Annotated in this window: 26 protein-coding genes and 5 pseudogenes; 1 reads left to right on the forward strand and 30 read right to left on the reverse strand. The window is 39.5% G+C overall.

Annotated elements, in window-relative coordinates; translation table 11 throughout:
• Nucleotides 1-146: 146 nt before the first annotated feature.
• The 18 genes and pseudogenes from spoIIQ to upp all read right to left on the reverse strand — a co-directional run bounded on the left by spoIIQ (nt 147) and on the right by upp (nt 15,748).
• Nucleotides 147-1,010 (reverse strand): stage II sporulation protein SpoIIQ, encoded by an 864-nt coding sequence (spoIIQ, locus tag JCM21714_RS05525; protein ID WP_035722484.1) that lies wholly within the window; start codon nt 1,008-1,010, stop codon nt 147-149.
• A gap of 67 nt (nt 1,011-1,077) precedes the next feature.
• Nucleotides 1,078-2,136: pseudogene (gene spoIID / locus JCM21714_RS05530) on the reverse strand (stage II sporulation protein D).
• Nucleotides 2,137-2,347: 211 nt separating this feature from the next.
• Nucleotides 2,348-3,667, reverse strand: coding sequence for a UDP-N-acetylglucosamine 1-carboxyvinyltransferase (gene murA, locus JCM21714_RS05535; RefSeq protein WP_035722486.1), 1,320 nt, complete (start codon nt 3,665-3,667; stop codon nt 2,348-2,350).
• 35 nt (nt 3,668-3,702) lie between these two features.
• The gene (locus JCM21714_RS05540) at nt 3,703-4,407 is read right to left on the reverse strand and encodes a YwmB family TATA-box binding protein (RefSeq protein WP_035722488.1); all 705 of its coding nucleotides are present in this window, start codon (nt 4,405-4,407) and stop codon (nt 3,703-3,705) included.
• Between the two features lie 66 nt (nt 4,408-4,473).
• Nucleotides 4,474-4,707 carry a DUF1146 family protein gene (locus JCM21714_RS05545; RefSeq protein WP_035722489.1) on the reverse strand — a complete coding sequence of 78 codons (234 nt, stop codon included), beginning with the start codon at nt 4,705-4,707 and terminating at the stop codon, nt 4,474-4,476.
• Nucleotides 4,708-5,133: 426 nt separating this feature from the next.
• On the reverse strand, nt 5,134-5,532 hold the full coding sequence (locus tag JCM21714_RS05550) for a F0F1 ATP synthase subunit epsilon (RefSeq protein ID WP_035722491.1): 399 nt from the start codon (nt 5,530-5,532) through the stop codon (nt 5,134-5,136).
• A gap of 73 nt (nt 5,533-5,605) precedes the next feature.
• Complete coding sequence (gene atpD, locus JCM21714_RS05555; RefSeq protein WP_035722492.1) at nt 5,606-7,009, reverse strand: F0F1 ATP synthase subunit beta; 1,404 nt, start codon at nt 7,007-7,009, stop codon at nt 5,606-5,608.
• Nucleotides 7,010-7,053: 44 nt separating this feature from the next.
• On the reverse strand, nt 7,054-7,917 hold the full coding sequence (gene atpG / locus JCM21714_RS05560; protein ID WP_035722494.1) for an ATP synthase F1 subunit gamma: 864 nt from the start codon (nt 7,915-7,917) through the stop codon (nt 7,054-7,056).
• Nucleotides 7,918-7,981: 64 nt separating this feature from the next.
• On the reverse strand, nt 7,982-9,499 hold the full coding sequence (gene atpA / locus JCM21714_RS05565) for a F0F1 ATP synthase subunit alpha (protein ID WP_035722495.1): 1,518 nt from the start codon (nt 9,497-9,499) through the stop codon (nt 7,982-7,984).
• A gap of 25 nt (nt 9,500-9,524) precedes the next feature.
• Nucleotides 9,525-10,067, reverse strand: a complete 543-nt coding sequence (locus JCM21714_RS05570) for a F0F1 ATP synthase subunit delta (protein ID WP_035722496.1) — start codon at nt 10,065-10,067, stop codon at nt 9,525-9,527.
• Nucleotides 10,064-10,591, reverse strand: coding sequence for a F0F1 ATP synthase subunit B (gene atpF / locus JCM21714_RS05575; RefSeq protein ID WP_084040592.1), 528 nt, complete (start codon nt 10,589-10,591; stop codon nt 10,064-10,066). Before atpF ends, JCM21714_RS05570 begins: the two co-directional genes overlap by 4 nt.
• A 300-nt stretch (nt 10,592-10,891) precedes the next feature.
• Nucleotides 10,892-11,101, reverse strand: coding sequence for a F0F1 ATP synthase subunit C (gene atpE / locus JCM21714_RS05580; protein ID WP_035722497.1), 210 nt, complete (start codon nt 11,099-11,101; stop codon nt 10,892-10,894).
• Between the two features lie 48 nt (nt 11,102-11,149).
• Nucleotides 11,150-11,874, reverse strand: a pseudogene (gene atpB / locus JCM21714_RS05585) (F0F1 ATP synthase subunit A).
• Between the two features lie 23 nt (nt 11,875-11,897).
• Nucleotides 11,898-12,269, reverse strand: coding sequence for an ATP synthase subunit I (locus JCM21714_RS05590; RefSeq protein WP_035722498.1), 372 nt, complete (start codon nt 12,267-12,269; stop codon nt 11,898-11,900).
• 3 nt (nt 12,270-12,272) lie between these two features.
• Entirely contained in the window at nt 12,273-12,461 is a 189-nt protein-coding gene (locus tag JCM21714_RS19100) for an AtpZ/AtpI family protein (RefSeq protein ID WP_148294973.1), read from the reverse strand.
• Between the two features lie 341 nt (nt 12,462-12,802).
• Entirely contained in the window at nt 12,803-13,375 is a 573-nt protein-coding gene (locus tag JCM21714_RS20060; RefSeq protein ID WP_052000416.1) for a hypothetical protein, read from the reverse strand.
• A gap of 119 nt (nt 13,376-13,494) precedes the next feature.
• A complete protein-coding gene (locus JCM21714_RS05595; protein WP_052000417.1) occupies nt 13,495-14,895 on the reverse strand; it encodes a S8 family serine peptidase in 1,401 nt (466 codons plus the stop codon).
• Nucleotides 14,896-15,118: 223 nt separating this feature from the next.
• Nucleotides 15,119-15,748 (reverse strand): annotated as a pseudogene (upp, locus tag JCM21714_RS05600) (uracil phosphoribosyltransferase).
• A 146-nt stretch (nt 15,749-15,894) separates the two neighbouring features.
• On the opposite strand from upp, the gene JCM21714_RS21000 reads away from it, so the two are divergent.
• Nucleotides 15,895-16,056: a hypothetical protein gene (locus JCM21714_RS21000; RefSeq protein WP_235182640.1), complete on the forward strand. Its 162-nt coding sequence runs from the start codon at nt 15,895-15,897 to the stop codon at nt 16,054-16,056.
• Here the strand turns inward: JCM21714_RS21000 and glyA are convergent.
• From glyA to JCM21714_RS05660, 12 genes and pseudogenes are all read right to left on the reverse strand, one after another.
• Nucleotides 16,034-17,269 (reverse strand): serine hydroxymethyltransferase, encoded by a 1,236-nt coding sequence (gene glyA / locus JCM21714_RS05605; RefSeq protein WP_035722499.1) that lies wholly within the window; start codon nt 17,267-17,269, stop codon nt 16,034-16,036. The genes JCM21714_RS21000 and glyA overlap by 23 nt on opposite strands.
• 175 nt (nt 17,270-17,444) lie before the next feature.
• Nucleotides 17,445-17,990: a TIGR01440 family protein gene (locus tag JCM21714_RS05610; RefSeq protein ID WP_035722500.1), complete on the reverse strand. Its 546-nt coding sequence runs from the start codon at nt 17,988-17,990 to the stop codon at nt 17,445-17,447.
• Between the two features lie 24 nt (nt 17,991-18,014).
• Complete coding sequence (gene rpiB / locus JCM21714_RS05615) at nt 18,015-18,455, reverse strand: ribose 5-phosphate isomerase B (protein ID WP_035722502.1); 441 nt, start codon at nt 18,453-18,455, stop codon at nt 18,015-18,017.
• A gap of 40 nt (nt 18,456-18,495) precedes the next feature.
• Nucleotides 18,496-19,107: a low molecular weight protein arginine phosphatase gene (locus tag JCM21714_RS05620; RefSeq protein ID WP_305037891.1), complete on the reverse strand. Its 612-nt coding sequence runs from the start codon at nt 19,105-19,107 to the stop codon at nt 18,496-18,498.
• Nucleotides 19,108-19,119: 12 nt separating this feature from the next.
• On the reverse strand, nt 19,120-19,665 hold the full coding sequence (locus tag JCM21714_RS05625; protein WP_369403480.1) for a manganese efflux pump MntP: 546 nt from the start codon (nt 19,663-19,665) through the stop codon (nt 19,120-19,122).
• Between the two features lie 88 nt (nt 19,666-19,753).
• Nucleotides 19,754-20,767: an L-threonylcarbamoyladenylate synthase gene (locus JCM21714_RS05630; RefSeq protein ID WP_035722509.1), complete on the reverse strand. Its 1,014-nt coding sequence runs from the start codon at nt 20,765-20,767 to the stop codon at nt 19,754-19,756.
• Nucleotides 20,768-20,946: 179 nt separating this feature from the next.
• Nucleotides 20,947-21,381, reverse strand: coding sequence for a hypothetical protein (locus JCM21714_RS05635; RefSeq protein ID WP_035722511.1), 435 nt, complete (start codon nt 21,379-21,381; stop codon nt 20,947-20,949).
• Between the two features lie 59 nt (nt 21,382-21,440).
• Nucleotides 21,441-22,053: pseudogene (gene spoIIR / locus JCM21714_RS05640) on the reverse strand (stage II sporulation protein R).
• Nucleotides 22,054-22,196: 143 nt separating this feature from the next.
• The gene (gene prmC, locus JCM21714_RS05645) at nt 22,197-23,051 is read right to left on the reverse strand and encodes a peptide chain release factor N(5)-glutamine methyltransferase (protein WP_035722514.1); all 855 of its coding nucleotides are present in this window, start codon (nt 23,049-23,051) and stop codon (nt 22,197-22,199) included.
• A gap of 1 nt (nt 23,052) precedes the next feature.
• A pseudogene (gene prfA / locus JCM21714_RS05650) lies at nt 23,053-24,122 on the reverse strand (peptide chain release factor 1).
• Nucleotides 24,123-24,283: 161 nt separating this feature from the next.
• The gene (locus tag JCM21714_RS05655; protein ID WP_035722515.1) at nt 24,284-24,889 is read right to left on the reverse strand and encodes a thymidine kinase; all 606 of its coding nucleotides are present in this window, start codon (nt 24,887-24,889) and stop codon (nt 24,284-24,286) included.
• 232 nt (nt 24,890-25,121) lie between these two features.
• Complete coding sequence (locus JCM21714_RS05660) at nt 25,122-25,367, reverse strand: type B 50S ribosomal protein L31 (protein WP_035722516.1); 246 nt, start codon at nt 25,365-25,367, stop codon at nt 25,122-25,124.
• Nucleotides 25,368-25,420 lie beyond the last annotated feature (53 nt).

The following is a 25,420-nucleotide window of genomic DNA, read 5'->3' on the forward strand; positions in this document are numbered from 1 at the left end:
TGTTGGCGATATCGACAGCTTTTGATACCTTTTATCAATTTTAGAGTAGAAAAAGTAGGAAACAGAAGGAAACATATCAGATATTATTAATTTTTTTGACAAAAAAGCAACTCCCCCCACCTTTTCATTTGGCAGGGAGTATATTGTTACGCATGTTCCATCGCGCTAGATGATTGATTTCCGCTGTCTGTTTCGTTTGCTTCATCTTCATCTTCTTGCTTATTTTCATTTTCATCTGCATTTTCTTCTGTGCCTTGATCAGTATCTTCTTCTGTAGCTTCCTTGTCTTTCTCTGACTGATCAGGTGCTACAATTTTATGAATAGGCTGATTGATAAAGTTTTCCGGATTGACAGGAATTCCGTCTTTTCTTACTTCAAAATGTACATGAACCCCCCCATTATCCTTACCCATCATATTCTGTCCAGCCGTACCGATTGTCTCACCTTGTTTCAATTGACTTCCTTCTTCTACTAATACCTCACCTAAACTTGCGTAATAAGTGGTAAGTCCTTCTTCGTGTTCCATCTTCACCACATTGCCAAGAAGTGGATCCTGTTCGATTTCCGCAATTTTACCTGATAAGGAAGCTTTTACATCAAATGACTGTTGATCAGACGTTGAGATTGCAATTCCATCACTTTGATAAAATTTGTTTTGATGTAAAATAAGCGCTTGTTCTTGATCTGCTGCATCTGCTCCATAATCATAAAATTTGGTCACAATTTCTACTTGCAGGTCTTCTGGAACTGGCATCATCAATACTTCCTGTTGTTGCATTACCGTTGTTGCATCTTCCTGATCTTGACCTTCTTGATCCCCCCCTGCTAAATCATTTAATTGATTTTCCATATCTTCTGCGATATTAGGTGCCTGATTAATAGCATTCTGATACCATAATACACCTGTCAAAAGTAGAGCAGCTACCGCTAGATATACAGCAGGAAAAAACCATTTTTTCTTGAATACACGTTTCCAGCTTTTTTTTGAAACGTTTTTGTTTTCCTCCATTATGCATCACCTCAGCTACCATTGTGATCAAATAGAGGTAAAATTATACATAGTTTTGAGAATTTTCTTATTTTTTTACTAAAAGTGCCGGTGTTGCTTGTTCTAACGTACTAATTTGCGTACCTTGATAATAATATCCGACAATTTCTGAATAGGTTTTACCTTCCTGTGCCATTCCGTTTGCGCCATATTGGCTCATCCCTACCCCATGACCGTACCCTTTTGTGGTAAATACGAAATGATCATTTTTTTGTAATCGTAAAATCATTGGATGGAAGCTGAAGATGATCACGAACGTCACGTCCAGTAAATGTTTCCCCCCCAATGGTTGCAGTTGCTACTCGTTGACCTTCTGTTCTTGTTAATTGAAAATCTCCAATTTGATTCGAGAGGTCGATGTTTAATTTTGCTTCCAGTTCTGCTCTTGTAAAGATCTTCTGATCAATAAACTTAGGAGAAACTTCTTCATCCCATGGGCTTTTAACAGATCGTAAATAAGGTAGTTCTCCTTCCCAGTAATCTTCAGAATTTTCCGTGTAGCCGTTACTGGTTGAAAAGAAGGATGCGGTAATTGGTTCATTACTGTACGTTATAATTTGTCCTTGGGTAGCTGTAACTGCTCCCATAATTTTATCCATTTTCCAATGGTAATCACTGCCCCCCATATTTGCCTTAATTCATCCGTGCTTTTATATACCTGATGTTCAACAGTGTCTTTCACATCTGCGTCACCTGGGAGCTTATCTGTGTTCTCCTGCATAAGAAATTTAATGATGAAGGTTCGTGCTGCAAGTGCCTGTGCCTTTAATGCCTCCATTTCAAAATCAGCTGGCATTTCGGATGCAATGACATGTGCTACATATTCCTCTAATGGAATTTGTTCGACTTCATTTTTAGCAGTGCGGAGAACACCGACATCAAAAGGAGATTCTAATGCTGCTATTTCTTCTTTAGCTGGTGTGTCGTTATTTACTGTTTCGATCGATGCCTGGATCATTTGATCACTCTTAAATGGTATAACGATTATAGTCGGGATCACAAACATCAATGTTAATAATGCAATAATTCCAAGTAGCAGTGGCCATTTCCAATTGGCTTGTTGATTATTTTGCTTCCATTTTGACATGAATAACCTCCTCTATCTCTTTCGTACTTCTACTCTATCTTATTCACTAAAATAGAAGATTAGAACTTAAAGAAATGAGCTAAACACATGTAGGTAGAAAGCGAAGAAATGTTTCAAATATCTTACTATTTTCACCACAATTACGCTGCAAAACAGTTGTTTTTTTAATAGAAAAAAGAGGACTAGCCTAGTAGCTGTCCTCTTGCATATCTTAGTGCACTTCTATTTGTTTGTGTGCCATGTCCTGTTCTGTAACAAAAGCAGTTTCCATCTGATTTACTCGCTCAATATCAGCTCCGAGCTTTGCGAATTTCTCTGTAATATCAACATATCCGCGATCAATATGATAAAGTGACGTCACTCTCGTATATCCTTCAGCCACTAATCCAGCCAATATAAGAGCTGCTCCTGCACGTAAATCTGTTGCAGCAACTTCTGCACCCTGTAAATTCACTGGACCTTCCACAATCACGCTACGTCCTTCTATCTTCAATTTCGCATTCATACGACGAAACTCTTCCACATGCATAAAACGGTTTTCAAATACGGTTTCTGTTATGACACTCGTACCTGATGCCTGAAGCATAAGTGACATCATTTGAGACTGCATATCCGTAGGAAAACCAGGATGTGGCAATGTTTTAACATCTGTTGCATGTAAGGTTTTTGGTCCGATTACCCTTATGCCATTTTTTTCTTCTAAAACACGAACACCCATTTCTTCCATTTTTGATACTAACGCACGAAGGTGTTCCATCTCGGCATTTTCTATTAAAACATTACCTCGCGTAATTGCAGCAGCAACCATGAATGTGCCTGCTTCAATCCGGTCTGGGATAATCGTATGTTCTGCTCCATACAATTGGTCAACACCCTCAATTTTAATGGTTTCCGTTCCAGCGCCCACAATACGTGCACCCATTTTATTAAGATAATTTGCTAAATCTACTATTTCAGGTTCTTTAGCCGCATTTTCGATGATAGATTTTCCTTTTGCTAGTGCAGCTGCCATCATAATATTTTCAGTGGCGCCCACACTAGGCATATCTAGATATATTTTTGCTCCAAATAGTCTTCCTTTTGTGGAAACCTCTACAAAACCATTACCGACATGGACATTGGCGCCCATTGCTTCAAATCCTTTTAAGTGTAAATCAATTGGACGTGATCCAATTGCACAACCACCTGGTAAAGCTACTTTCGCATGACCATAACGTGCTAAAAGAGGCCCTAAAACTAATACAGATGCTCTCATTTTACGGACATATTCAAAAGGGGGGGCTTCTGTTAATAAAGGTTTAGTTGCATCCACTGTAACCGTGTTTCCAACGTAAGAAACTTCTGCGTTCATATGTTTTATAACTTGATTAATTGTTTGTACATCTGCAAGTGCAGGTACTTCATGTATTATGCTTATTCCTTTGCTCGCAATTATGCTTGCAGCGATGACAGGTAGTACGGCATTTTTAGCACCTTCTATTTTAACAGTACCATTTAATTGCCTCCCACCACGAACGATGATATTCTCCAAGGCTCATTCTCCTCTATAGTCCATATTCATTATTATTAATATTCATTTATTAGGATAGGTGTTCCTATTGTGACATTTGTTCTGTCCCCTAATCCTGCTCTTACAGCTATCTGTATATTAAATTCTTTTTCATCCTGTTGTATCGTATCTGTCCATTTCTTTGTGTAGCCCGTCCACGTATAAAAATTATTTTCTTTTGTTTCGTCGATTATTGACATTTTTAATGTTGAATTTACAATATTTATAAAACGCACAATATCTATGATATCATTTTTCCATGCCTCTATACAAGAGAAAGTTTGGGCATTCTTTGTAAATAAGTCAGAAGTAATTGTATTCATTCGTTTTTTGTATGCTTCTAGTACTTCTGTCGTTGTTTTAGATGACTCGATTATATAAATCACCTGATAAGTGTTTTGCATATTTGCTTTCACTAATAATATCTGTTCGTTAAAACCTCCTGTTTCTTGGGTGTCTTTAGTAAATGTAATATGGGATTTATTTTTAGTCACACTCATTTGATACCCTTTAAGATGATCTTTAAACTGATTTATATTATTAATTTCTCTAGTTTCCTTTATAATAGTTTGCCATTTTAATAGATTTAAGTTTTGCTGATCAACAAGTTCCAGCATATCCTCTATTTGCTTAACATTATTAGTGTCTTTATGGGACTCTACATGCAACGCAAAAATGCTACTCCATGTGAATAAAAATAAAAATAAAAATAAATACTTCATTTCCCGCACTCCTTTTTTACTTCAAGTATGAGCAGGGAATGAATTATTTATACGTATGTATGCTATTTAAAATAAGTATATTAATTGTTGGGCCCATTGCAGGAAATCTAAAAAGAAGTTACTTACGGTGGAACCAATTGCAATGGTGATAAATATAATTAATATTCTAGCTTCGAACACTTTATGTTTACGGAATAATTCGTCAAAGTTAAGTGATTGTAACACTTGCCAGGTAATGATAACAAAAATTAAGTGTGACAGCATTCCAATTAATCCTTCTTGCGCTAAAGTCTGCATCATATGAATCCCTCTTTTTTATCTAGTTTCCTTTATTCTAACATATATAGGGGGGGTGATTCGTCCTTATTTGATATTTCCCGGGAAATGTAATTAAGAACTGTGTCAAAATGTGATTTTCATTTTGTTATTTCTACTCAATATATACCTTCTTGACATTTTTTTGTATATAAGAAAAACTTTAAAAATCATCCGGTCTTTATCATTAACATAAGTAATGTGCTCTAACTACTATGTAAAATTCGGAATTGTGCAATTCGGGAAAATGCCATGGAAAGGGAAGTGGGCAGCCGGAGCGGCGGTCTCCTCTATACTTACATATCAAAATGACTACTACAATAACAAAGTAAAGCTGCTTATTTACTTTCCTATTTTATTACAAAAAAAGGACCGGCACTTTATCCTGTTGGATGGTGGCGGTCCTTTTGCTTATTTATTTTCTACGACTTCGATGCGGTTTAAAGCACGTTTTAGTGCTAGTTCTGCCCTTCTGAAATCTATTTCATCTTGTTTAGCTAGTAAACGACGCTCTGCCCGTTCTTTCGCTGCACGTGCCCGCTTGACATCGATATCGTCAGGACGCTCTGCTGATTGTGCAAGAATTGTCACTTTATCAGGACGAACTTCCAGAAATCCTCCACTTACAGCGATCCGTTGTGGATTTTCTCCCTTTAGGCGCACGGCACTAATCGATAGTGGTGCAACGAGCGGAATGTGACCTGGCAGAATCCCGAGCTCTCCACTCTCAGCTTTACAGCTAACCATTTCAAATGAATCTTCCAGAACAGGGCCATCCGGAGTAACAACACTTACTGTTAGTGTTTTCAACAGAACCCCTCCTTAGGCTTGATAAACTCGGAAAAAGGCAGTGGGACATAAAAAAACTGTCCCCCGTGTCCCTTTATGCCATTTGTTTGGCTTTTTCTATTACTTCTTCGATGCGTCCTACTAGACGGAATGCGTCTTCTGGTAGGTCATCGTATTTGCCGTCGAGGATTTCGCGGAATCCTTGAATGGTTTCCTGTACTGGTACATAGGAACCTTTTTGTCCAGTGAATTGTTCTGCCACGTGGAAGTTCTGTGACAAGAAAAACTGGATACGACGTGCACGGGATACAGTTAGTTTATCTTCGTCAGATAATTCATCCATACCCAGAATCGCGATGATATCTTGTAATTCCTTATATTTTTGAATCGTCTGTTGAACTTCACGCGCCACATTATAATGTTCTTCCCCAACAATTTCAGGGTCAAGGGCACGCGATGTAGAAGCAAGTGGATCCACCGCAGGGTAGATACCTTGTTCTGATAACTTACGATCAAGGTTTGTTGTTGCATCCAAGTGTGCAAATGTTCCAGCCGGTGCTGGATCCGTATAGTCATCTGCAGGTACATACACTGCTTGAATCGATGTTACAGATCCTTTATTCGTTGACGTAATACGCTCTTGCAATTGCCCCATCTCCGTAGCAAGTGTTGGCTGGTAACCAACGGCAGATGGCATACGGCCTAATAGTGCTGATACCTCTGAACCTGCTTGAGTAAAACGGAAAATGTTATCAATAAATAATAACACGTCCTGTCCTTGGTCATCACGGAAATACTCCGCCATTGTAAGACCAGTTAGTGCTACACGCATACGCGCTCCAGGTGGCTCGTTCATTTGACCAAACACCATGGCTGCTTTGTTGATAACTCCAGAGTCCTTCATTTCAAAGTAAAGGTCATTTCCTTCACGTGTACGTTCACCAACACCTGCGAATACGGAAATACCACCGTGTTCTTGTGCGATGTTGTTGATCAATTCTTGAATAAGTACGGTTTTACCTACACCCGCACCTCCAAATAAACCGATTTTACCACCTTTAATATATGGTGCTAATAAGTCTACTACTTTAATACCTGTTTCCAGAATTACTGTTTCCGTTGCTAAATCTTCAAATTTTGGTGATTCGCGGTGAATTGGATCACGACGAACATCTGCAGGAATTTCTTCTTCCAAATCAATTTTTTCACCTAAAACATTGAAAATACGACCTAATGTCACATCACCGACAGGTACTGTGATTGGCGAATTCATATCGGTAACTGTTGCTCCGCGTTGTACACCTTCCGTAGATGACATTGCGATGGTACGAACAGCATCATCTCCGAGGTGAAGTGCTACTTCTACTGTAAGATCGCGTCTTTCGCCTGCAACATCATACTGGATTACTAAAGCGTTGTATATCGCAGGGAGTTGGCCATCATCGAATTTAACGTCGATAACCGGTCCCGTAATCTGAATAACGTGTCCTTTTGCCATCGATTTCCCTCCTAACTAATTGATTACCTAGCATATCTTTATTTTTAATCTAATGCCGCTGCTCCACCAACAATTTCAGCGATTTCCTGAGTGATTTCAGCTTGTCTGGCACGGTTATATTGTAACGACAAGTCGTCAATAATATCTTCTGCATTATCTGTTGCACTTTTCATTGCAGTCATACGGGCGGCATGCTCACTTGCTTTACTATCCAATATAGCACCGAAAATTAAACTTTCCGCATATTGTGGCAATAAAACATTTAATATTTCCTGTTGATTTGGTTCATATTCATAAGAACTTGTTGTACCAGCACTCTCTTCTTTCAGCTCAGAAAGTGGTAACAGTTTTTTTGAAGTTACTTCTTGTGAGATCGCACTGATGAAATGATTATAGACAATCACTAATTCATCAATTTCTCCATCAATAAACAGCTGAATAGTCTCTGAGGTTAAGTCTTTAATATCTGCAAAATTGGGCTGATCAGATAAACCAGTAATTTCTTTTAACACAGGCATTTCGCGCTTTTTGAAGAAATCCCGTGCCATTTTACCAATAGTAATCACTGCATACTCTTCTTTGGACTGATGTCGCTGTTGAATCGTGCGATAGACTTCACGAAGTACTCCACTATTGAATGGACCTGCAAGACCTCGATCAGAGGCAATCACAAAATAGGCTGTCTTTTTCACCTCACGATGCTCAAGCATCGGATGTTCTGCATCCTGACCACTACCGGCAATACTATTCACCACTTCTTTGATTTTATCGCTGTAAGGGTTAAAGGCCTTGGCAAAATCTTCTGCTTTACTTAGCTTGGATGCCGACACCATATGCATCGCTTTCGTAATTTGCTTTGTTTTCTGAGTGGAATTAATTCGCGTTTTGATATCTCTAAGAGATGCCACTATATTTCACCGCCTTTTCCTAAAAGGTTGACGATCGTTTGTTGCGATCTATGGAACAGGATTTTTATTCAGAAATTACAAATGTTTTTTTGAATTCTTCAATTGCATTATTCATTTCATTTGTATCTGCTAAATTACCTGTTTCTTTAATTGTTGTAAGCAGATCTTTCTTGTTATGGTCTAACCATGTTATCATTTCATTTTCAAAACGCGTAATATCTGCTACCGGAATATCATCTAGTAATCCTTCCGTTAAGGCATAAATAATCATTACTTGTTTTTCAACTACTAATGGTTTGTGGAGACCCTGTTTAAGTACTTCTACCGTACGTGCCCCCCCACGATTTAATTTGGCTTGGGTTGCTTTATCCAAATCTGAACCAAACTGTGCGAATGATTCCAGTTCACGGAAGGAAGCTAAATCCAGACGCAATGTACCTGCAACCTTTTTCATCGCCTTGATTTGTGCAGAACCACCTACACGGGATACCGATAGACCGGCATTAATCGCTGGACGTACTCCGGAGAAGAACAAGTCTGATTGTAAGAAGATTTGTCCATCTGTAATCGAAATAACATTGGTTGGAATATAGGCACCAATGTCGCCTGCCTGAGTTTCCACAAATGGAAGAGCTGTTAAAGAACCTCCACCTTTGGCATCACTAAGTTTTGCTGCACGCTCAAGTAAACGGGAGTGTAAGTAGAATACATCCCCCCCTGGGAATGCTTCACGACCTGGTGGACGACGTAATAACAAGGACAGTTCACGATATGCGTTGGCTTGTTTTGTTAAATCATCATATACCACTAATACGTGTTTACCGTTATACATGAACTCTTCACCCATCGATACCCCTGCATATGGTGCTAGGTATTGAAGTGGTGCAGGTTCACTGGCACCAGCAGTTACTACAATCGTGTAATCCAGTGCTCCATGTTTGCGAAGAACTTCTACTGTACCACGGACTGTTGAATCTTTTTGGCCAATAGCGACGTAAATACAGATCATGTTTTCGCCTTTTTGATTTAAAATCGTATCAATTGCTATCGTTGTTTTACCTGTCTGACGGTCACCGATAATTAACTCACGCTGACCACGTCCGATTGGCACAAGAGCGTCAATCGCCTTTATCCCCCCCGTTTGTACTGGTTCATAAACTGATTTACGATCCATTACACCAGGTGCTGGAGATTCAATTGGACGTGTTTTAGTAGTTTCGATTGGACCTTTTCCATCGATTGGTTGTCCTAATGGATTAACCACACGACCGATTAATTCCTCTCCTACTGGCACTTCCATAATACGACCTGTGCGACGAACTTCGTCACCTTCACGAATATCTTTGTACTGTCCAAGAATGACGATCCCTACATTAGATTCTTCTAAGTTTTGTGCCATACCCATGACACCATTTGAAAATTCAACCAACTCACCAGACATTACATTATCAAGTCCGTGTGCACGTGCGATACCGTCACCAATTTCAATAACCGTACCTACATCACTTACTTGGATGTCTGCATCATAGCTTTCGATTTGCTGTTTAATCAGTGCACTGATTTCTTCAGCTTTTATGCTCATGCCATTTCACCCCCCCTATCGTTTCCTAATTTACTGTTACAATTTGACGTTCCAAACGATCCAGTTTTCCTTTAACAGAGCCATCATATATCGTGTTATCGACTTTGATTTTTACTCCACCAATAATCTCAGGATCAATTTGATTATCTATTTTTAATTCTTTTACATTAAGTTTTTTAGTAAAGACTTGGGAAATTTCTTCTTTTTCTGCATCTGTTAATGCACGAACTGAAAAGACTGTTGCTTGTTTTATTCCGTTAGCTTCATTGGCAAAAGAAATAAAGTGATCGACTACATCTGGAATAATTTCTTCATTGTGACGATCTACAAGTAACGAAAGTGTATGTAATACATCCTTCGAAAAGCCTGCGAATGCTTCGTTAAGAAGCTGTTTTTTCTCTTTAACATTTACTTTTGGATGCTGTAAGAATGGAAGAATTTCTTGATTTGTTTGAAAAACTTCCTTCACAGTAGTTAATTCTGTTTCCAGGAAATCAATCGTTTCTTTTTCGACAGCGATTTGGAAAAGAGCTTCTGCATATCGTTTTGCTACATTTGTATTACTCATCGCTCTTCTCCTACCTCTTTGATGTAGTCACTGATTAACTGTTCCTGGTCTTTTGCATTAATTTCTTTCTCAATCACTTTGGTAGCAATTTGTACAGATAATGTTGCCACTTGTGCCTGCAATGCTTCGATTGCTTTTTCTTTCTCACGTGTAATATCTTCTTCAGCAGACTTTTTCAAACGTGCTGCTGCTTGATTTGCTGCTTCGATAATCGCCTTTTCCTGCTCTACGCCAGCTTTTTTCGCATCTTCAATAATTTGTTGTGCTTCCTGACGTGTTGCTTTTAACTGATCATTTGCTTCTCGTGATGCTTTTTCAGCATCTGTGCGGTTTTTTTCCGCAATATCAATTTCATTCGCAATATGGTTTTCGCGTTCTTCCATTTTGTTCATCAATGGACCCCACGCGTATTTTCTTAATAACCATAATAGTGCCAAGAAACTGATAATGGCGAATAACATATTCCCACCTTGCAAACCACCAATTTCTGCCTGAATGATGAACCCACTTTCTAAAAGTTGCACAGTGTTCACTCCTTCCCACAATTAGTCATCATCTATTTCTGCATTCCATTACATTTCGAATTAAGTGCGCTGTTCGCTTTTCTTTTTCTAGCTCCGAGCGCCCAGCAACTAGCAAACTTCCTTCACCTCCGTACGATAAGTCAACATCGATTCGCTTTTAGCTCACCGTGTTTCCTTTATCTCCTTCCGGTTCAGTCCAGTTTGTACGTTGCTATTCGGGCGCTCTTCGCTTTTCTTTTTACAAAGGAATGGCGAAGGTTGTCTTAGACGATCTTCGCCATTCTATCTGATTAAGTATGATTACATTACCATGAAGGCAATTACTACGGCGAAAATTGGAATCGCCTCTACTAACGCTACCCCCCCGATAAACATGGTAGTTTGAAGTGCACCTCTTAGTTCTGGCTGACGTGCAATCCCTTCTACTGTACGACTTACGATCATACCGTTACCTAAACCAGCACCTAGTGCCGCTAAACCAATTGCAATTGCTGCTGCTAAAGCTCCCATTATTTGTTTCCTCCTTTAAAATGTATAAAAATATTAGATATTATTATTTTAATGGTCTGAACTCACTTTATGAGACATATAAACCATTGTTAACATGGTGAAAATAAATGCTTGAATGGCACCAATAAATAAACTGAATCCTTGCCATGCCATCATCGGTATGATAGCTACAAACGTAATTGGTGCAGCGATAAACGCCATTTTTGTTATTAGGCCTAATAAAATTTCACCAGCAAAGATATTACCGAAAAGACGCAGACCTAATGTTAAAGTGTTAGTAAATTCTTCAATAATTTTAAACGGTAGTAGAAATGGCACAGGGCGCACATAATCCTTTGCATACTCCTTGAACCCTTTCACTTTTACCCCCATAATAATGCGTTAACACTACTACTAATGCAGATAAAGTTAACGTTATTGTCGCATCTGAGGTTGGTGATTTCCACCATAATGTATGTCCCCCATACTCCCATGGTAATTACACCAAGGATGTTACTAATAAAAATGAACACTAATAATGTTAAACCTAGTGGTAAAAACACTTTACCTGTTTTCCAATCCATGGTATCCCCGATAATGCCTTTGACAAAATCGACTACCCACTCCATGAAGTTTTGAAAGCCAGTCGGTTTCATTTTCAAATTCCTTGCTGCTAATGTACATATAATAAATACAATCACAGAAGAAACAAACGTCATTATCGTAGTGGATAAGTTAAAGTCCAACCATGGTATCCCAAACAGGTCAAAATACATCGGTGATTCGTGATCCAATTTCTTCACCTCACTTCCCTTTGCTAGTCTTGTTTTCTAAATAGTGCAAAATCTATCATAATAACAACATAAGTTGTCATTAGTCCTAAAATTACTGCCATCAAATGGAAATGTTCTTCAAAGCGCATCGCGATGATCACCGCTAATGCTGCAGTGGCTAATCGGGTAAATGTACCAATTCCAGTTGTTCGACCCTGACCGCTTACAGCTTGTCCAAACCGGTCGATCTTACGCTGCATTACCCATAAATTATAAAGGCTTAAAGTTGTTCCCAGGAGAAGTCCGAGGAATATTCTTGTGAAAGGTGTGAAACCCCCCCAGCCAAGAACGATTAAAGCAAGAAGGTAGAACATCCATTTACGTTGACGGGTTATCATTTTTTTGTATTGATCCATTGTTTACTCGTCTCCCGTTATTTCTGTTACGTAATGAATAATTCCATATAAACCGGCGCCAATTCCTAGAAAGAGACCGATTACCAGAAAAAGTGGTGTTGTGAAAAAATAGTTATCGACTAATCTGCCGAGAAACAAACCTACTAATGGACCACCGACAATTTGTGACAAAATCATACTGTAAATTGCCATTCCATAATAAGGGCTTTTCTTATTGGGTGAAATATGATCACTCCTAAAATAAGAACGTGAAGATTATGTATAATAGAAGAAATGCTAGCGTATGCATATATGTGTTGCACCTGCTATGATTTACATCAACCTTGTAACCCTTATCATCTACACTAGATTAGCATACAATAGGGGGGGTAAACTAATGTCAATCGATTTTACAGCAAAAAAATGAAGAATATACGTACAAATTACATTATATAACTTGCTACCCCTATTGATCATAGTCTTTTTGAATTTTCAGACACTTTTCGAACAAATTGTGACAATTCGTTCGTGTTTCGAAACATCAATCATACCAATTACTCCAACCAAATTGGTACCTGATAGTCATATGTTTCATCAGACTCTTTTTCTATCTTAATATTGGCAATATATTCTCCTTTTTGCTCATTTAATTCGACTGATCCTTCGATGACACCTGTACTTGGCTCTTTTAATTCTAAAACATTTGTAACAAAGGCAAATGTTGTGGCATCATATAAATCAATCGTTAGTTTTTTTGCATTCTCAACTAGATAAAGCTGATATTGATAGGCAGAATCAATTGGTGATAACGTGAATTCCAGTCCCATCGCCTCCGGTATTTCTGCAGTTTCAGTTAAGAACATATACGGAAGTGGAATGTTATTTAAATAGAGATAACCCTGTTTAATATTTTGATCCAATTGACTGGTTCTAACCGTCATTTTTACTTCCAGCTCTTTCTTTGCCTTGGGCGCTAATGTGAACGTCTGGGGGGGTAACTGAAAACGAATATCCTGCTGTTGTTTCGGAAGGGAAAAGGAATATTTCTGTGCACGATCTGAGATATTCTCGACGACAATTCTTTCTATCCGCTGCTCGTTTATCTTCTCCAGTTTCCCAAATTGCAATAGCGATTGATAAACTAATGTATCCGTTTCGATTGCCGCTTTTGGATCAACTTTTCCAGCTCCTTGTTCCGTTGGTGAAAAATCTGGAAAAGGCTTTGCCGTTGTAAGGATTGCCGCTTTTAACTGCTTAGGTGTCCAATTTGGATGGCTTCTTTTAATAAGGCAAGTACGCCGGCAATATGTGGTGCTGCCATACTTGTGCCACTTAATGCCTGATAACCATTTGGTACAGTACTTAAAATGCTTGCGCCTGGTGCCACGATCTCTGGTTTGATTGCCCAATTGACTGTAACCGGGCCACGCGAACTAAAATCGGTGATCGTATCTTGTATGTGCTCATTTGCCAATTTCAGATAATCGGCATGCTGTTTTAACCATTCCCCGTCTTCTTTACTAATAGCCGCCACCGGGATCGATACTTGGGCATCTAATGCTCCCTGAAAGATTCCTTTTTCATTATTTGCAATCAATACTGCTGCAGCGCCTTGCTTTTCTGCTTCAAGTGCAAGCAGTCCAAATGGAATTTTGCCACGGTCGATAATTAATATGGCGTCCTTTGCCTTTTCCTTGTGTGAGGTCACTTCTAAGTCTCTAGTGAATTGCCATTCGGAAGAGCCCTGCATCGGAATCATCTCAATCTTTTTATCTTGAAAGGAATCATATAGATAGGGACGCTTTAGTGCTGGTGTGGAGGCGCCGACTGAGATAACACGATCGGCTGTCGCTGGTGAACCTACCGTCCAAAGTTCTGGACCGGTATTGCCATTTGCAATAACCACGGCTACTCCCTTTTCTGTGGCACGATTAACCGCAACACTTGTTGGCCAGTCTGGTCCATTGATGGTATTGCCGAGCGAGAGATTAATAATGTCCATTCCATCCTTGACAGCTTGTTCGATAGCAGCCATTACTTGAACGGAGGTTCCGGTTCCACCAGGTCCAAGAGCACGATAGGCATAGAGCTCGGCATCTGGTGCCACACCTTTCATTTTTCCATTAGCTGCAATAACTCCTGCCACATGGGTACCATGTAATGTAGGCATTCCTTGATCTATAGTGGTTTCCATTGGATCGTTATCAAAATCGACTACATCATAGCCTCCTTGATAATTTTGCTGAAGGTCTGGATGGTGATGATCGATACCTGTATCAATCACACCTACTTTTACCCCCCCTTTTCCGGTAAACGGGAGGGGGGGTTCGGGCAGTAAGAAGGGGATACTTTGATTAATATTTGCTTCAATTGGTTGCTGCTGCGTCTGATATGTTTGCGATCGGTAGACTTGTTTTATTTTCATTTTGCGTTGGATATTCTCGAGATTATAGGTGTCTGTTTTTAATGCCACGCCGTTAAATATCGTATCATATACCGCTAATATTTCTACTCGTGGGAAATCAGATTTCATTTCTTCGGCAAACTGATGGGGGTTGTTCTCGACTTCGATAATAAAGGAGTGTTCTTCGTTGAGGGATTGGATATTGATATTAGCTAGTAGTAAAAGGGATAAGAAAAAGGACATCACTTCAGCACTCCTTGGTCATAAGTTAGGAGTATTGTTTGCGTATGGCGAAGAAGCTATACACTATTTATTGTTTTTGGAAATCATCTAAGGATGGAGGATTGTTAGCAGAGCTGTTTTGCTTATTAAAATTTTAAAAATCCGAATGATAACTAATTCCATCGTGGAATTGGTATTATCATTCGGATTTCATCTCTTTTAAATTGCTTTTGTCATGGAACTTTTACTTTGTTCCAAACAATCGGTCGCCGGCATCTCCTAATCCAGGAACGATATAGCCTTTTTCATTTAGCTTCTCATCCAAGGCTCCAAGATAAATATCAACATCCGGATGCTCCTTCTGAATCATTTCCACGCCTTCTGGTGCAGCAATTAAACACATCAATTTAATGTTGGTAGCGCCGCGCTTCTTCAAAGAGGCAATCGCATCATTTGCTGACCCACCTGTTGCTAGCATCGGATCGATCACAATAAGTTCGCGTTCTTGAATATCAGAAGGTAATTTGATGTAATATTCAACCGGCTTTAGTGTTTCTGGATCACGATATAGGCCAACATGTCCTACTTTAGCTGCAGGAATTAATCGTAAAATACCGTCCACCATTCCAAGGCCCGCTCTTAAAATTGGTATGAGCCCAATTTTTTACCGCTGAGTATTTTAGTTTTGGCTTCCATTACGGGGTGTTTGAATCGTAGTTTCCTCCAGTGGTAAATCTCTGGTGATTTCAAACGCCATTAAGGCAGACACTTCATCTACTAGTGCCCGGAATTCTTTTGTACCGGTATCTTTATTTCTTATGTACGTTAATTTGTGTTGGATTAACGGATGGTCTAGGACAAACAGGTTGCTCATCAGGGAATCTCTCCTTTTTTGGTCTTATTATCTTAAATTCAATACTATTCATCCATGAAATTGTACTGAAAATAAGACCAGCTTTCAAGCAAGATCAAAAAATATCTAGAATTTTTCAATATAAAGATGGTAGCTCTTTATTTTTTATGGCCACTTTAGTCGAGTTTATGGCCACTTTTACTGGTTTTATGGCCACTTTAGTCGAGTTTATGGCCACTTTTACTGGTTTTATGGCCACTTTCCTTTGTACACATAAAAAGCTAGACGAATTGTCTAGCTTTTTTATTATTGATATAAAGGAAACTTAGCTGTTAAAGCTGTCACCCGTTCACGTGCTTCAGATAGTGTCGCTTCATCTTCCGGATTTTTCAAGGTGAGAGCGATGATTTTTGCTACTTCGTCCATTTCTGCCTCACCAAATCCACGAGTGGTGACTGCAGCTGTACCAACACGAATACCACTTGTCACAAATGGGCTCTCCGGATCGAATGGAATTGTATTTTTATTTGTTGTAATTCCAACCTCGTCCAAAGCTTTCTCAGCAATTTTACCTGTTAAATTCAAACCGCGAACATCCAGTAATAATAGGTGATTGTCTGTACCACCAGATACGGTGCGTACACCTTCTGATTCTAATACCTCACCAAAACGTTTAGCATTTTTGATAATATTTTCCCCATATTCTTTAAAGGATGGTTGTAATGCTTCTTTAAGTGCAACTGCTTTCGCTGCAATCACATGCATTAATGGACCACCTTGCATACCAGGGAATACGGTTTTATCAATTTGCTTAGCAAATTCTTCCTTACATAGCACCATACCACCACGAGGTCCGCGTAACGTTTTGTGTGTAGTAGTGGTCACAAAATGTGCATATGGTACAGGATCTGGATGTAAACCTGTTGCTACAAGTCCGGCAATATGAGCCATATCCACCATTAAATACGCATCCACAGCATCAGCGATTTCACGGAACTTTGCGAAATCTATTTGTCGTGGATAGGCACTTGCACCTGCTACGATTAGTTTTGGCTGAACTTCTTTTGCTTTGGCAAGAACAGCATCATAATCAATCTGCTCTGAATCTTCATTCACACCATAGTCTACAAAGTTAAACAGCTTTCCACTGAAGTTAACCGGACTGCCATGTGTTAAGTGTCCACCATGACTTAAGTTCATTCCCAGTACGGTGTCACCTGGTTCTAACAGTGTGAAATAGACGGCCATGTTTGCCTGTGCACCAGAATGCGGCTGTACATTGACATGCTCTGCACCAAACAATTCTTTTGCTCTGTCGCGTGCTAAGTTTTCGACAACATCGACATATTCACAACCACCGTAATAACGGCGTCCTGGATAGCCTTCTGCATATTTATTCGTTAAAACGGAACCTTGGGCTTCCATTACTGCCTCCGAAACAAAATTTTCTGAAGCAATTAATTCAATCTTGTCGTTCTGACGTTTTCTTTCGTCTTCCATCGCTTGAAAAACATCGACATCAAAGTTTTTAACGTGATCCATCTGTGATCCCCCTAATTGGTTTGGTAGGTGTATCTTTCAAATATTCGTATTTAAATCATCTTATACTAAAATAACATCATTTTGGAAATAATTCTAGACCTTTTTACGAATAAAAACAATAAAATATGAACCTTTATTCGTAAATTGAGAAAAAAGGTTCATATTTACTATCCGTTTATTGTGGATATACTGCTCTTGGACCACCAATTAATTTTGGTCTCGTTCTCGCTTGAGAGGTTCTGGCGTGACCGACATAGCGTTTTTCAAAGCGAAGAGGAACTGCTACCGGTTTCAGTTGCATACCGATCATTGTTTCTCCAATATCGATTCCTGCATCTGCTTGAATCTTTTCTACTACAACTGCATTATTTAGATGCTGATAAGCATATGCCGCCATTGCCCCGCCCGCTTTGAGCACAGGCATCACGGAGACCTGGTCAAATTTATGTTCGCGCATCACTTGTTTTTCAACGACAACCGCACGATTTAAGTGCTCACAACATTGAAAACACAAGTTTACTTCTTTTTGTTCTTTTAGGCGACTTAATTCCTGGAAAATGATCGCCGCCACTTCTTCACTGCCAGCTGTTCCAATTCGTTCGCCAGCCACTTCGCTTGTCGAACAGCCGACAACGAATAAATCACCTTTGGCAAGATATTCGAGTGATATCCACTCATCCACTATCTCTCTCAGATCTTGTGCCCATTGATCAAGTTGCATGGATACTCACCTCTTTCCTGTTTGTTAATTATTTTCGTAATCGGTGACCTTGCCAACACGATTCGCATGACGTCCACCTTGAAAGTCGGTTCCTAACCACGTTTGAACAATCTCTCTGGCAAGGCCAGGTCCTATCACACGTTCACCCATCGTTAACATATTGGAATCATTGTGTTCGCGCGTTGCTTTCGCACTGAAGACATCATGTACAAGTGCTGCGCGGATTCCTTTTACCTTATTGGCAGCAATCGACATGCCAATTCCTGTACCACATATTAAAATACCACGATCAAACTCTCCGTTTGCGACACGCTCTGCAGCCGGAATGCCATAATCGGGGTAGTCGACTGAATCGGCGCAATTACAGCCAATATCCTCATACTCGATGTTTTGTTCTTCGAGTAGTGATGCAATTTCCTTTGATAAATGAATTCCACCATGATCAGATGCTAAAATAACCTTCATTCTTCCTGCTCCTTTTTTAGAAAAAATTGTCTCATTCAGTTTAAAGGAAGTCCCTCTTATCTATATTTTCTAACTTTTTGATCAATAGTGCAAGATACTTATCTAATTCTTCATAAGTTTTTTGATATGTCATGTGATTTCCGCCAAACGGATCACTAACATCAACCTTCTGAACGATATCTTCTAACTGTTTGATTTTATGGCTTAATCGTTCCTTTTCATCGGAGTCGGTTAGCTTAGCTTCTTCTAATTGCGCATATGCTTCTTTTAATGCCGTCCATACCTGTTCATAATCTGACGCTGTGTATTCTTTTAACGTAAATACTTTTGTACCATATTCTGAATAGTTTTGTTTCAACATGTCCCGATGCTGCTGTGTCATCGTTAGCACCAGGTCTGCCCACTCCATCAGTTCTTTCGTAACGGGCTGTGATTGATGGTCATAGCTGATTCCCTGCTGTCTTAAGACTTGACTGGCACCTTCTGATGCAGGACTGCCTTGTCCAGCAAAAATACCCGCTGACTGGACGTGATGATTTGTTTTTCGTTGTAAAATTGCCTGTGCCATCGGACTTCGACACGTATTACCTGTACAAACGAACAAAATATTCATGATTTTGATTGCCTCCATAACTAATGATGCTTCTTTCATTATATCACATTATCAGAATAGCACATGGAGTCCGAACCCAAAAAGAATACTGCCACCTAAAATTTCACTATATGCACCTAATAAATGATGCGTTCTTCTGCCGATAAGCAGGGCGATCCATGTCAGTACCATGCTGAAAAGGCCAAACATGATAATTGCAAAAGCTGTGGCGACACCTGATAAACCAAGTGAAATTCCTATTGAAAAACTATCCAGACTAACTGTAAAGGCAAACATTATTAAACCGATACCAACGGGTGCTAACAGCTGGTTGTCCTGTTTGAGAAACGTATTAAAAACCATTTGAAAGCCAATCGCGCATAATAATAGACCAGAGCCTATTATTGCGACACCTTCCATCTGGCTGGATAAGAATTTTCCAAGAAACAGGCCAATAAAGGGCATAAAAACATGAAAAATACCAACTATAAACCCAATTAATAGAATTCTTTTTAAGCGGATTTCCTGCATCCCAATGCCTAAACCAACAGAAAATGCATCCATTCCTAACGCAAATGCTAAACATAGAATCGATATCACTTCACCAATTGCTGACACACTAAAAGCCCCCTTCGTCATTGAACAGACAAGTGGGACAGCGAGCCTGTCCCCTTGTCCCATTCATATGCGGGGGGGAGGGGGGGATTTATATGTTTTGTTTTAGGTGGTTTGTGGCGGCTTTTGTAAGCCGGTTCATGATGGCTTCCCCGATTCCCTGGGTTGGAAAGGTTTCTGCCAAGATGATGTCGACGCTGGTATCATTAAAGTAGCGCAGCGCATAATACAGTTTAGCTGCTACTTCAGATAAGTGCTCCCTGTGACCACACGGGTAGGAAATATCGACATGTAACTGATCTATTAACGGTGCGCTTGCAATCACCCCTACCTTGTTCCCTTGTTGTTGAAAATGGCGGATTTGTTCTTGAAAAAAATTGTTGTCGCCTTCGATTAGATATAATGGTGCATCCGGTTCATAATGGTTATATTTCATGCCAGGTGATTTTGGTTGGGTTACCTTTAGTGAGTTTGCTAACTCGACCGTTCCAATTACGTTTTCGATTTCGCTTCTTGTAATTCCGCCTGGCCTTAAGATCACAGGAATTTCGCCTGTTGCATCGACAACGGTTGATTCGAGTCCAACACCTGTAGCGCCGCCATCAATAATTCCTGCAATTCTGCCGTTTAAGTCATGGTAGACATGCTCGGCGGTTGTGGGACTTGGTTTCCCGGATAGATTGGCACTCGGAGCTGCCAGTGGTAAATTTGCTTGTGCCAAAAGTGCCTGTGCTACCGGATGATTGGGAATCCGGATTGCGACAGTATCTAAGCCTGCTGTCACTGTCTCTGTTACGGTACCGTTACTTTTTAAAATTATGGTAAACGGTCCTGGCATGAATGCATCGATCAGCTGTTGGGCGATTTCCGGTATTTCTGTAACATAATCCGTGATTTGCTGTGGATCATGAACATGAACAATCAGCGGATTATCGGCCGGACGTCCTTTTGCCTGAAAAATTTTTGAAACAGCTGCTTCATTTGTTGCATCTGCACCGAGTCCATATACGGTCTCTGTAGGAAATGCCACTATTTCCTGTTTATTTAATAGTTCCGCTGCTACTGTTAATGATCGTTCCGTAGAATCTAAATAATTTGTTTTCATTGTTATCCCTCAATTTAGCTGTATTCTAAAAATAGTATGAAGATATTTTAACATTTCTGCAAGCAACTACTATTCATAGTATACTTATCCACACATCTTTCCACAGATAGGTAAAAACCTGTGCATAAAAAGAGATTTATGCACAGGTTTAATTAAGAACACTGTTATAACAACGTTCATCATTCCATTCTATTCACATAATTATCCACAGATTCTAATGAGGTTATCCACCAATTTGCTTCAATCAGTGGATCTAAACACTGCTCTGTTTGGGTATATCCTAATTGTTCTAATAACTGATTAAGGATTTCTGTTTTACTGTGGATAAATAAATGCTTCGCTCCATAACTTTTCGTTAAGTTCTCTGCGGATTGGATAATCGTTACAGGTAACATCAGGGATGGACTTCTTTTGATCATCAGCGTTCGCAGCCAATAAGACTCCCCCCCGTCGACAGGTAATAGTGAAAAAAACGCCGTCGGTTGCTGATCTTTATAAAGGAAGTATCCGTATTTTTTCATTTCTGCCTGATCCACATCTAACATTTTACTATTTTCGTTAAAAAAAGATTCGAACGCTGCTTGGTCGAGTTCTTTCGTTGATTTTAATTCCATTCTCACACCTCTATCATTTCGTTTTATTATTACTCTATGACAAAATGATAGATTTATGATTAACTAAACCATTTTAAGAAGAAAAAAGTATATTCTACTTCTTGCTCTTGCTCTTCTTCTTGATCTTCCTGATCTTCTTTGATTTTGTCATCATCATCATCAGCTTTTTCTTCTGCCTGAACGGTTGTCCCAAAGGAAAAGTCAAGAAAACATAATGGAGGAAAAACGACACACCACCAATTAGATCCTGCAGCATCTCCTAATTGGATTAAAATGGCCTCATATTCACCTGCCGGGTAAAGATAGTTATCATAGAGTTTCGTTGGAAATTTGACGTCTTTACGATACTCCACATTGAATGCACTATTCACTTGTTCCTCTGCTAAAGTATTGGCAACAATTTGATCAAGCTCACTGATTCGACTCGAAATAAGTGTCCGTGCTTCTTCAATATCATCCATATCTTCTACATTTGGTTACCTCTTGATTCACAGCATCTCTTACAGCATGTTTTATTTCCTGGTCTTTCTCGTTATCACTGTTCGCTAATATTCGTAAGCGAATTGCTTCATCCGGGATCATTTGATACGCTTGTTCATTACTTACAACTTTTTGTGGAAAAAATCCAATAATAAGAAAAATGAGTACAGAAAATAAAATAAGTTTTCGCATATTTGTTTCCCCCCCCTGTCTAATCACAGTGTGGACAACTACGAAAACTTTTAAACTTATAATCTATTAATTTACTAAAAAAGTGAGCATATGATCAGTGGGGTCTTAGAAACGCTTGGCCCCCCCGTGATTAAATAAGAAGATCATGTTGTTGCGAAGACGATTCGATTTTTCTGATTGATATCCGGAATAACCTCGACCTTACTATTCGGAAAATGATATTTTATCAGATTGGTAACAGCTTTTCCTTGAGTATGACCAATTTCAAAAGCGAGTATTCCATTTTTATTCAGGACAAGTGGTGCCTGTTCGATAATTTGTTGATATGCCGCTAAGCCATTGTCTTCCGCAAAAAGGGCCAGCTCAGGGTCGAAATTTCTAACGGTTTCTGACAGTGACGCTGCTTCTTCATACGCGATATATGGCGGATTGGAGATGATAATATCAACTTTCCTATTGTGGTTTATTAATGGCTGCAGGAAGTCTCCTTGGAAAAATTCGATGTCGGTCTGATGCTGATTAGCGTTTCTCTGAGCGATGTGCAGTGCTTTATCTGACAGATCTGTTGCGATCATTTTAACCGTTTTATCTGCCCACTCTTTTGCTAAACTCACCGCGATTATCCCACTGCCAGTTCCTACATCGACACAGGAAAAGGAGTCGTTTGTCACCTTTGCTAACAAATGGAAAACGAGCTCTTCTGTCTCAGGTCGCGGAATCAGCACATCCTGGTTAACATAAAACGTTCGTCCGTAAAACATTTCGACACCTGTAATATGCTGGACAGGTACTTTGGTATCGGCATGGCGTTGAATGTTTTTTTGGAATTGCTTGAGAATGATCTGATCTATTGGCTCACGCAAATTGCTAATAAGTTCTATTTTTGAATAACGAAGTTCATGTAACAATAGAATTTCCGCTACTTTTGCTTCTGCATGATGTTCCTCTAAAAAAGAAGAAGCCCATTGAAGGGCCTCATGAATGGTGAGAGATTTCATCTTATTCACCTATTTGTTCCATTTTTTGTGCTTGTTCTTCAATAATCAATGCTTCGATGATCTCGTTCATTTTTCCTTGTAAAATCTGATCAAGCTTCTGGATCGTTAAACCAATCCGATGATCTGTTACCCGATTCTGTGGAAAATTATAAGTGCGGATACGCTCAGAGCGATCACCGGAACCGACTGCAGATTTACGAGTTTGATCATATTCCGCCTGTGCTTCCTGCTGAACTTGGTCATAAATACGGGCACGCAATATTTTCATTGCTTTTTCTTTATTTTTAATTTGTGACTTTTCGTCTTGAATCGATACGACCGTACCTGTTGGCAGGTGGGTTAGACGGACTGCTGACATTGTTGTATTTACAGATTGTCCACCTGGACCACTGGAAGTAAAGGTATCGACACGGATATCCTTTTCATGAACATCTACTTCTACTTCTTCGGCTTCTGGCATTACCACTACCGTTGCTGTTGAAGTGTGAATACGTCCTCCCGATTCTGTTTCAGGGACACGTTGTACGCGATGGGCACCATTTTCATATTTTAATTTAGAATAGACCCTTTTCCGTTGATCATAAAGACGATTTCTTTCAGTCCACCTACACCTGTTGTACTCGAATCCATAATGTCGATCTTCCAGCCTTCTGTTTCAGCAAAACGAGAGTACATCCGGAAAAGATCGCCAGCAAACAATGCCGCTTCATCTCCACCTGCTGCGCCACGGATTTCCATGATAACGTTTTTGTCATCATTGGGATCCTTCGGAAGTAATAAGATTCTTAATTTTTCCTCTAACTCTACCTTTTGCTCGGAAAGTTCGCTGATTTCCATCTTAGCCATCTCACGCATTTCGTCATCCAAATCTTCTTCCAACATGTTTTTCGCATCATCTATTTGTGAGGAAGCATCCTTATATTCACGATATACCGTAATGATATCTTGTAAATCAGATTGTTCCTTTGAGTACTCTCTTAATTTCTTGGAATCATTGATGACTTCCGGGTCACTTAACAATTCATTTAATTTATCATAACGTGCTTCTAGGGATTCTAAACGATCTAACACGTTCTTCACCTCTTTCTACAGTAAGTGCTTGTCAAAACGGCGGTTCGAGGCGCTGCAGCTCTGCAACTAAGACGCGAAAAGCTTACAACGGAAAAAAATCGATCCTGTTACCAAACAGTATAAATAGTATATCCAATGTTACCGGCAGCGTCAAAGTTTGCTTATTGATGAACCTTCAACTTGCTTTTCGGATGATTTGGTACCTGATGGTGGTATCTGCACCTTGGTTCATATGCTTCCTTTGCTCCTACCAATATAATCGGATCATGATAGGAAGCAGGATTACCATTAATTAATCGTTGCGTTCTGCTCGCAGGTGAACCACAAACAGGACAAATGGCATTGAGTTTCGTTACAAATTCGCTGATAGCCAAAAGCTGCGGCATCGGTCCAAATGGTTCCCCACGGAAGTCTGTATCCAATCCAGCAAGGACAACACGATGACCTTTATCTGCTAATTGACTGACAATATGGACAATATCATCATCAAAAAATTGTACTTCATCGATTCCGATCAAGTCGATATCATCTGAGATATCTTCGAGAATATCAATTGCTCTTTCGACTGATTTTGCTATTATTTCAGAGCCATTATGTGATACGACGCATTCATCGCTATATCGATTATCTATTTTCGGTTTGTAGACGGCAACAGATAGATTGCCATATGTTGCACGACGCACTCTGCGAATTAACTCTTCTGACTTCCCAGAGAACATGCTGCCACAAATAAGCTCTATCCAACCGGCATGCTTCATTATATTCATGATGATGTTGCCCCCTTCCAACAATATTGTTGCATTATTACAACGCTCACTCTATATCTAATCATTTTAGCATGTTTTTTATAATATTAAGTAATGAAGTGAATTTTTTGTAATATGGGCATAAGAGCCTGTCCCCCCCGTGTCCCATATAAAAACAGGCAAATTTTTAGTTTATTTGCCTGTTTTTATGGATTAATATCCTGTTATATTTCGTTCAATTAAAAATACCATTTTAGCCAAGATTGTATTTTCTCTTGAATCGGTCAACACGACCACCGACTTTGTCAGCTTTTTGCTTACCAGTATAGAACGGGTGAGAAGCTGAGCTGATTTCCACACGGATTAATGGGTAGCTGTTTCCATCTTCCCATTCAATTGTTTCAGCAGAAGATTTAGTAGATCCGCCTAAGAATTTGTAATCTGAGCTTGTATCAAGAAATACAACTTTATGGTATTCTGGATGAATGCCTTGTTTCATGTCTGTCCACTCCTTTTGCCCTGAATCCTTAAGAAACAGAGTTTTTCATACAG

Source organism: Gracilibacillus boraciitolerans JCM 21714, assembly GCF_000521485.1.
GTDB lineage: Bacteria > Bacillota > Bacilli > Bacillales > Amphibacillaceae > Gracilibacillus > Gracilibacillus boraciitolerans.

What these genes read in the sequence shown, in the direction of transcription:
- JCM21714_RS05540 (WP_035722488.1), bottom strand. Translation starts at nt 4,407, where the DNA reads ATGAAGTATTTATTTTTATTTTTATTTTTATTCACATGGAGTAGCATT.
- JCM21714_RS05610 (WP_035722500.1), bottom strand. Translation starts at nt 17,990, where the DNA reads ATGCAACTTGATCAATGGGCACAAGATCTGAGAGAGATAGTGGATGAG.
- JCM21714_RS05595 (WP_052000417.1), bottom strand. Translation starts at nt 14,895, where the DNA reads ATGTCCTTTTTCTTATCCCTTTTACTACTAGCTAATATCAATATCCAA.
- JCM21714_RS05655 (WP_035722515.1), bottom strand. Translation starts at nt 24,889, where the DNA reads ATGAATATAATGAAGCATGCCGGTTGGATAGAGCTTATTTGTGGCAGC.
- JCM21714_RS21000 (WP_235182640.1), top strand. Translation starts at nt 15,895, where the DNA reads ATGGCCACTTTAGTCGAGTTTATGGCCACTTTTACTGGTTTTATGGCC.
- rpiB (WP_035722502.1), bottom strand. Translation starts at nt 18,455, where the DNA reads ATGAAGGTTATTTTAGCATCTGATCATGGTGGAATTCATTTATCAAAG.
- spoIIQ (WP_035722484.1), bottom strand. Translation starts at nt 1,010, where the DNA reads ATGGAGGAAAACAAAAACGTTTCAAAAAAAAGCTGGAAACGTGTATTC.
- glyA (WP_035722499.1), bottom strand. Translation starts at nt 17,269, where the DNA reads ATGGATCACGTTAAAAACTTTGATGTCGATGTTTTTCAAGCGATGGAA.
- JCM21714_RS05635 (WP_035722511.1), bottom strand. Translation starts at nt 21,381, where the DNA reads ATGGAATTAAAATCAACGAAAGAACTCGACCAAGCAGCGTTCGAATCT.
- atpE (WP_035722497.1), bottom strand. Translation starts at nt 11,101, where the DNA reads ATGGGAGCTTTAGCAGCAGCAATTGCAATTGGTTTAGCGGCACTAGGT.
- JCM21714_RS05545 (WP_035722489.1), bottom strand. Translation starts at nt 4,707, where the DNA reads ATGATGCAGACTTTAGCGCAAGAAGGATTAATTGGAATGCTGTCACAC.
- atpD (WP_035722492.1), bottom strand. Translation starts at nt 7,009, where the DNA reads ATGGCAAAAGGACACGTTATTCAGATTACGGGACCGGTTATCGACGTT.
- JCM21714_RS19100 (WP_148294973.1), bottom strand. Translation starts at nt 12,461, where the DNA reads ATGGCAATTTACAGTATGATTTTGTCACAAATTGTCGGTGGTCCATTA.
- JCM21714_RS05660 (WP_035722516.1), bottom strand. Translation starts at nt 25,367, where the DNA reads ATGAAACAAGGCATTCATCCAGAATACCATAAAGTTGTATTTCTTGAT.
- atpA (WP_035722495.1), bottom strand. Translation starts at nt 9,499, where the DNA reads ATGAGCATAAAAGCTGAAGAAATCAGTGCACTGATTAAACAGCAAATC.
- JCM21714_RS05620 (WP_305037891.1), bottom strand. Translation starts at nt 19,107, where the DNA reads ATGAAAGAAGCATCATTAGTTATGGAGGCAATCAAAATCATGAATATT.
- JCM21714_RS05630 (WP_035722509.1), bottom strand. Translation starts at nt 20,767, where the DNA reads ATGAAAACAAATTATTTAGATTCTACGGAACGATCATTAACAGTAGCA.
- JCM21714_RS05590 (WP_035722498.1), bottom strand. Translation starts at nt 12,269, where the DNA reads ATGGATCAATACAAAAAAATGATAACCCGTCAACGTAAATGGATGTTC.
- prmC (WP_035722514.1), bottom strand. Translation starts at nt 23,051, where the DNA reads ATGAAATCTCTCACCATTCATGAGGCCCTTCAATGGGCTTCTTCTTTT.
- JCM21714_RS05570 (WP_035722496.1), bottom strand. Translation starts at nt 10,067, where the DNA reads ATGAGTAATACAAATGTAGCAAAACGATATGCAGAAGCTCTTTTCCAA.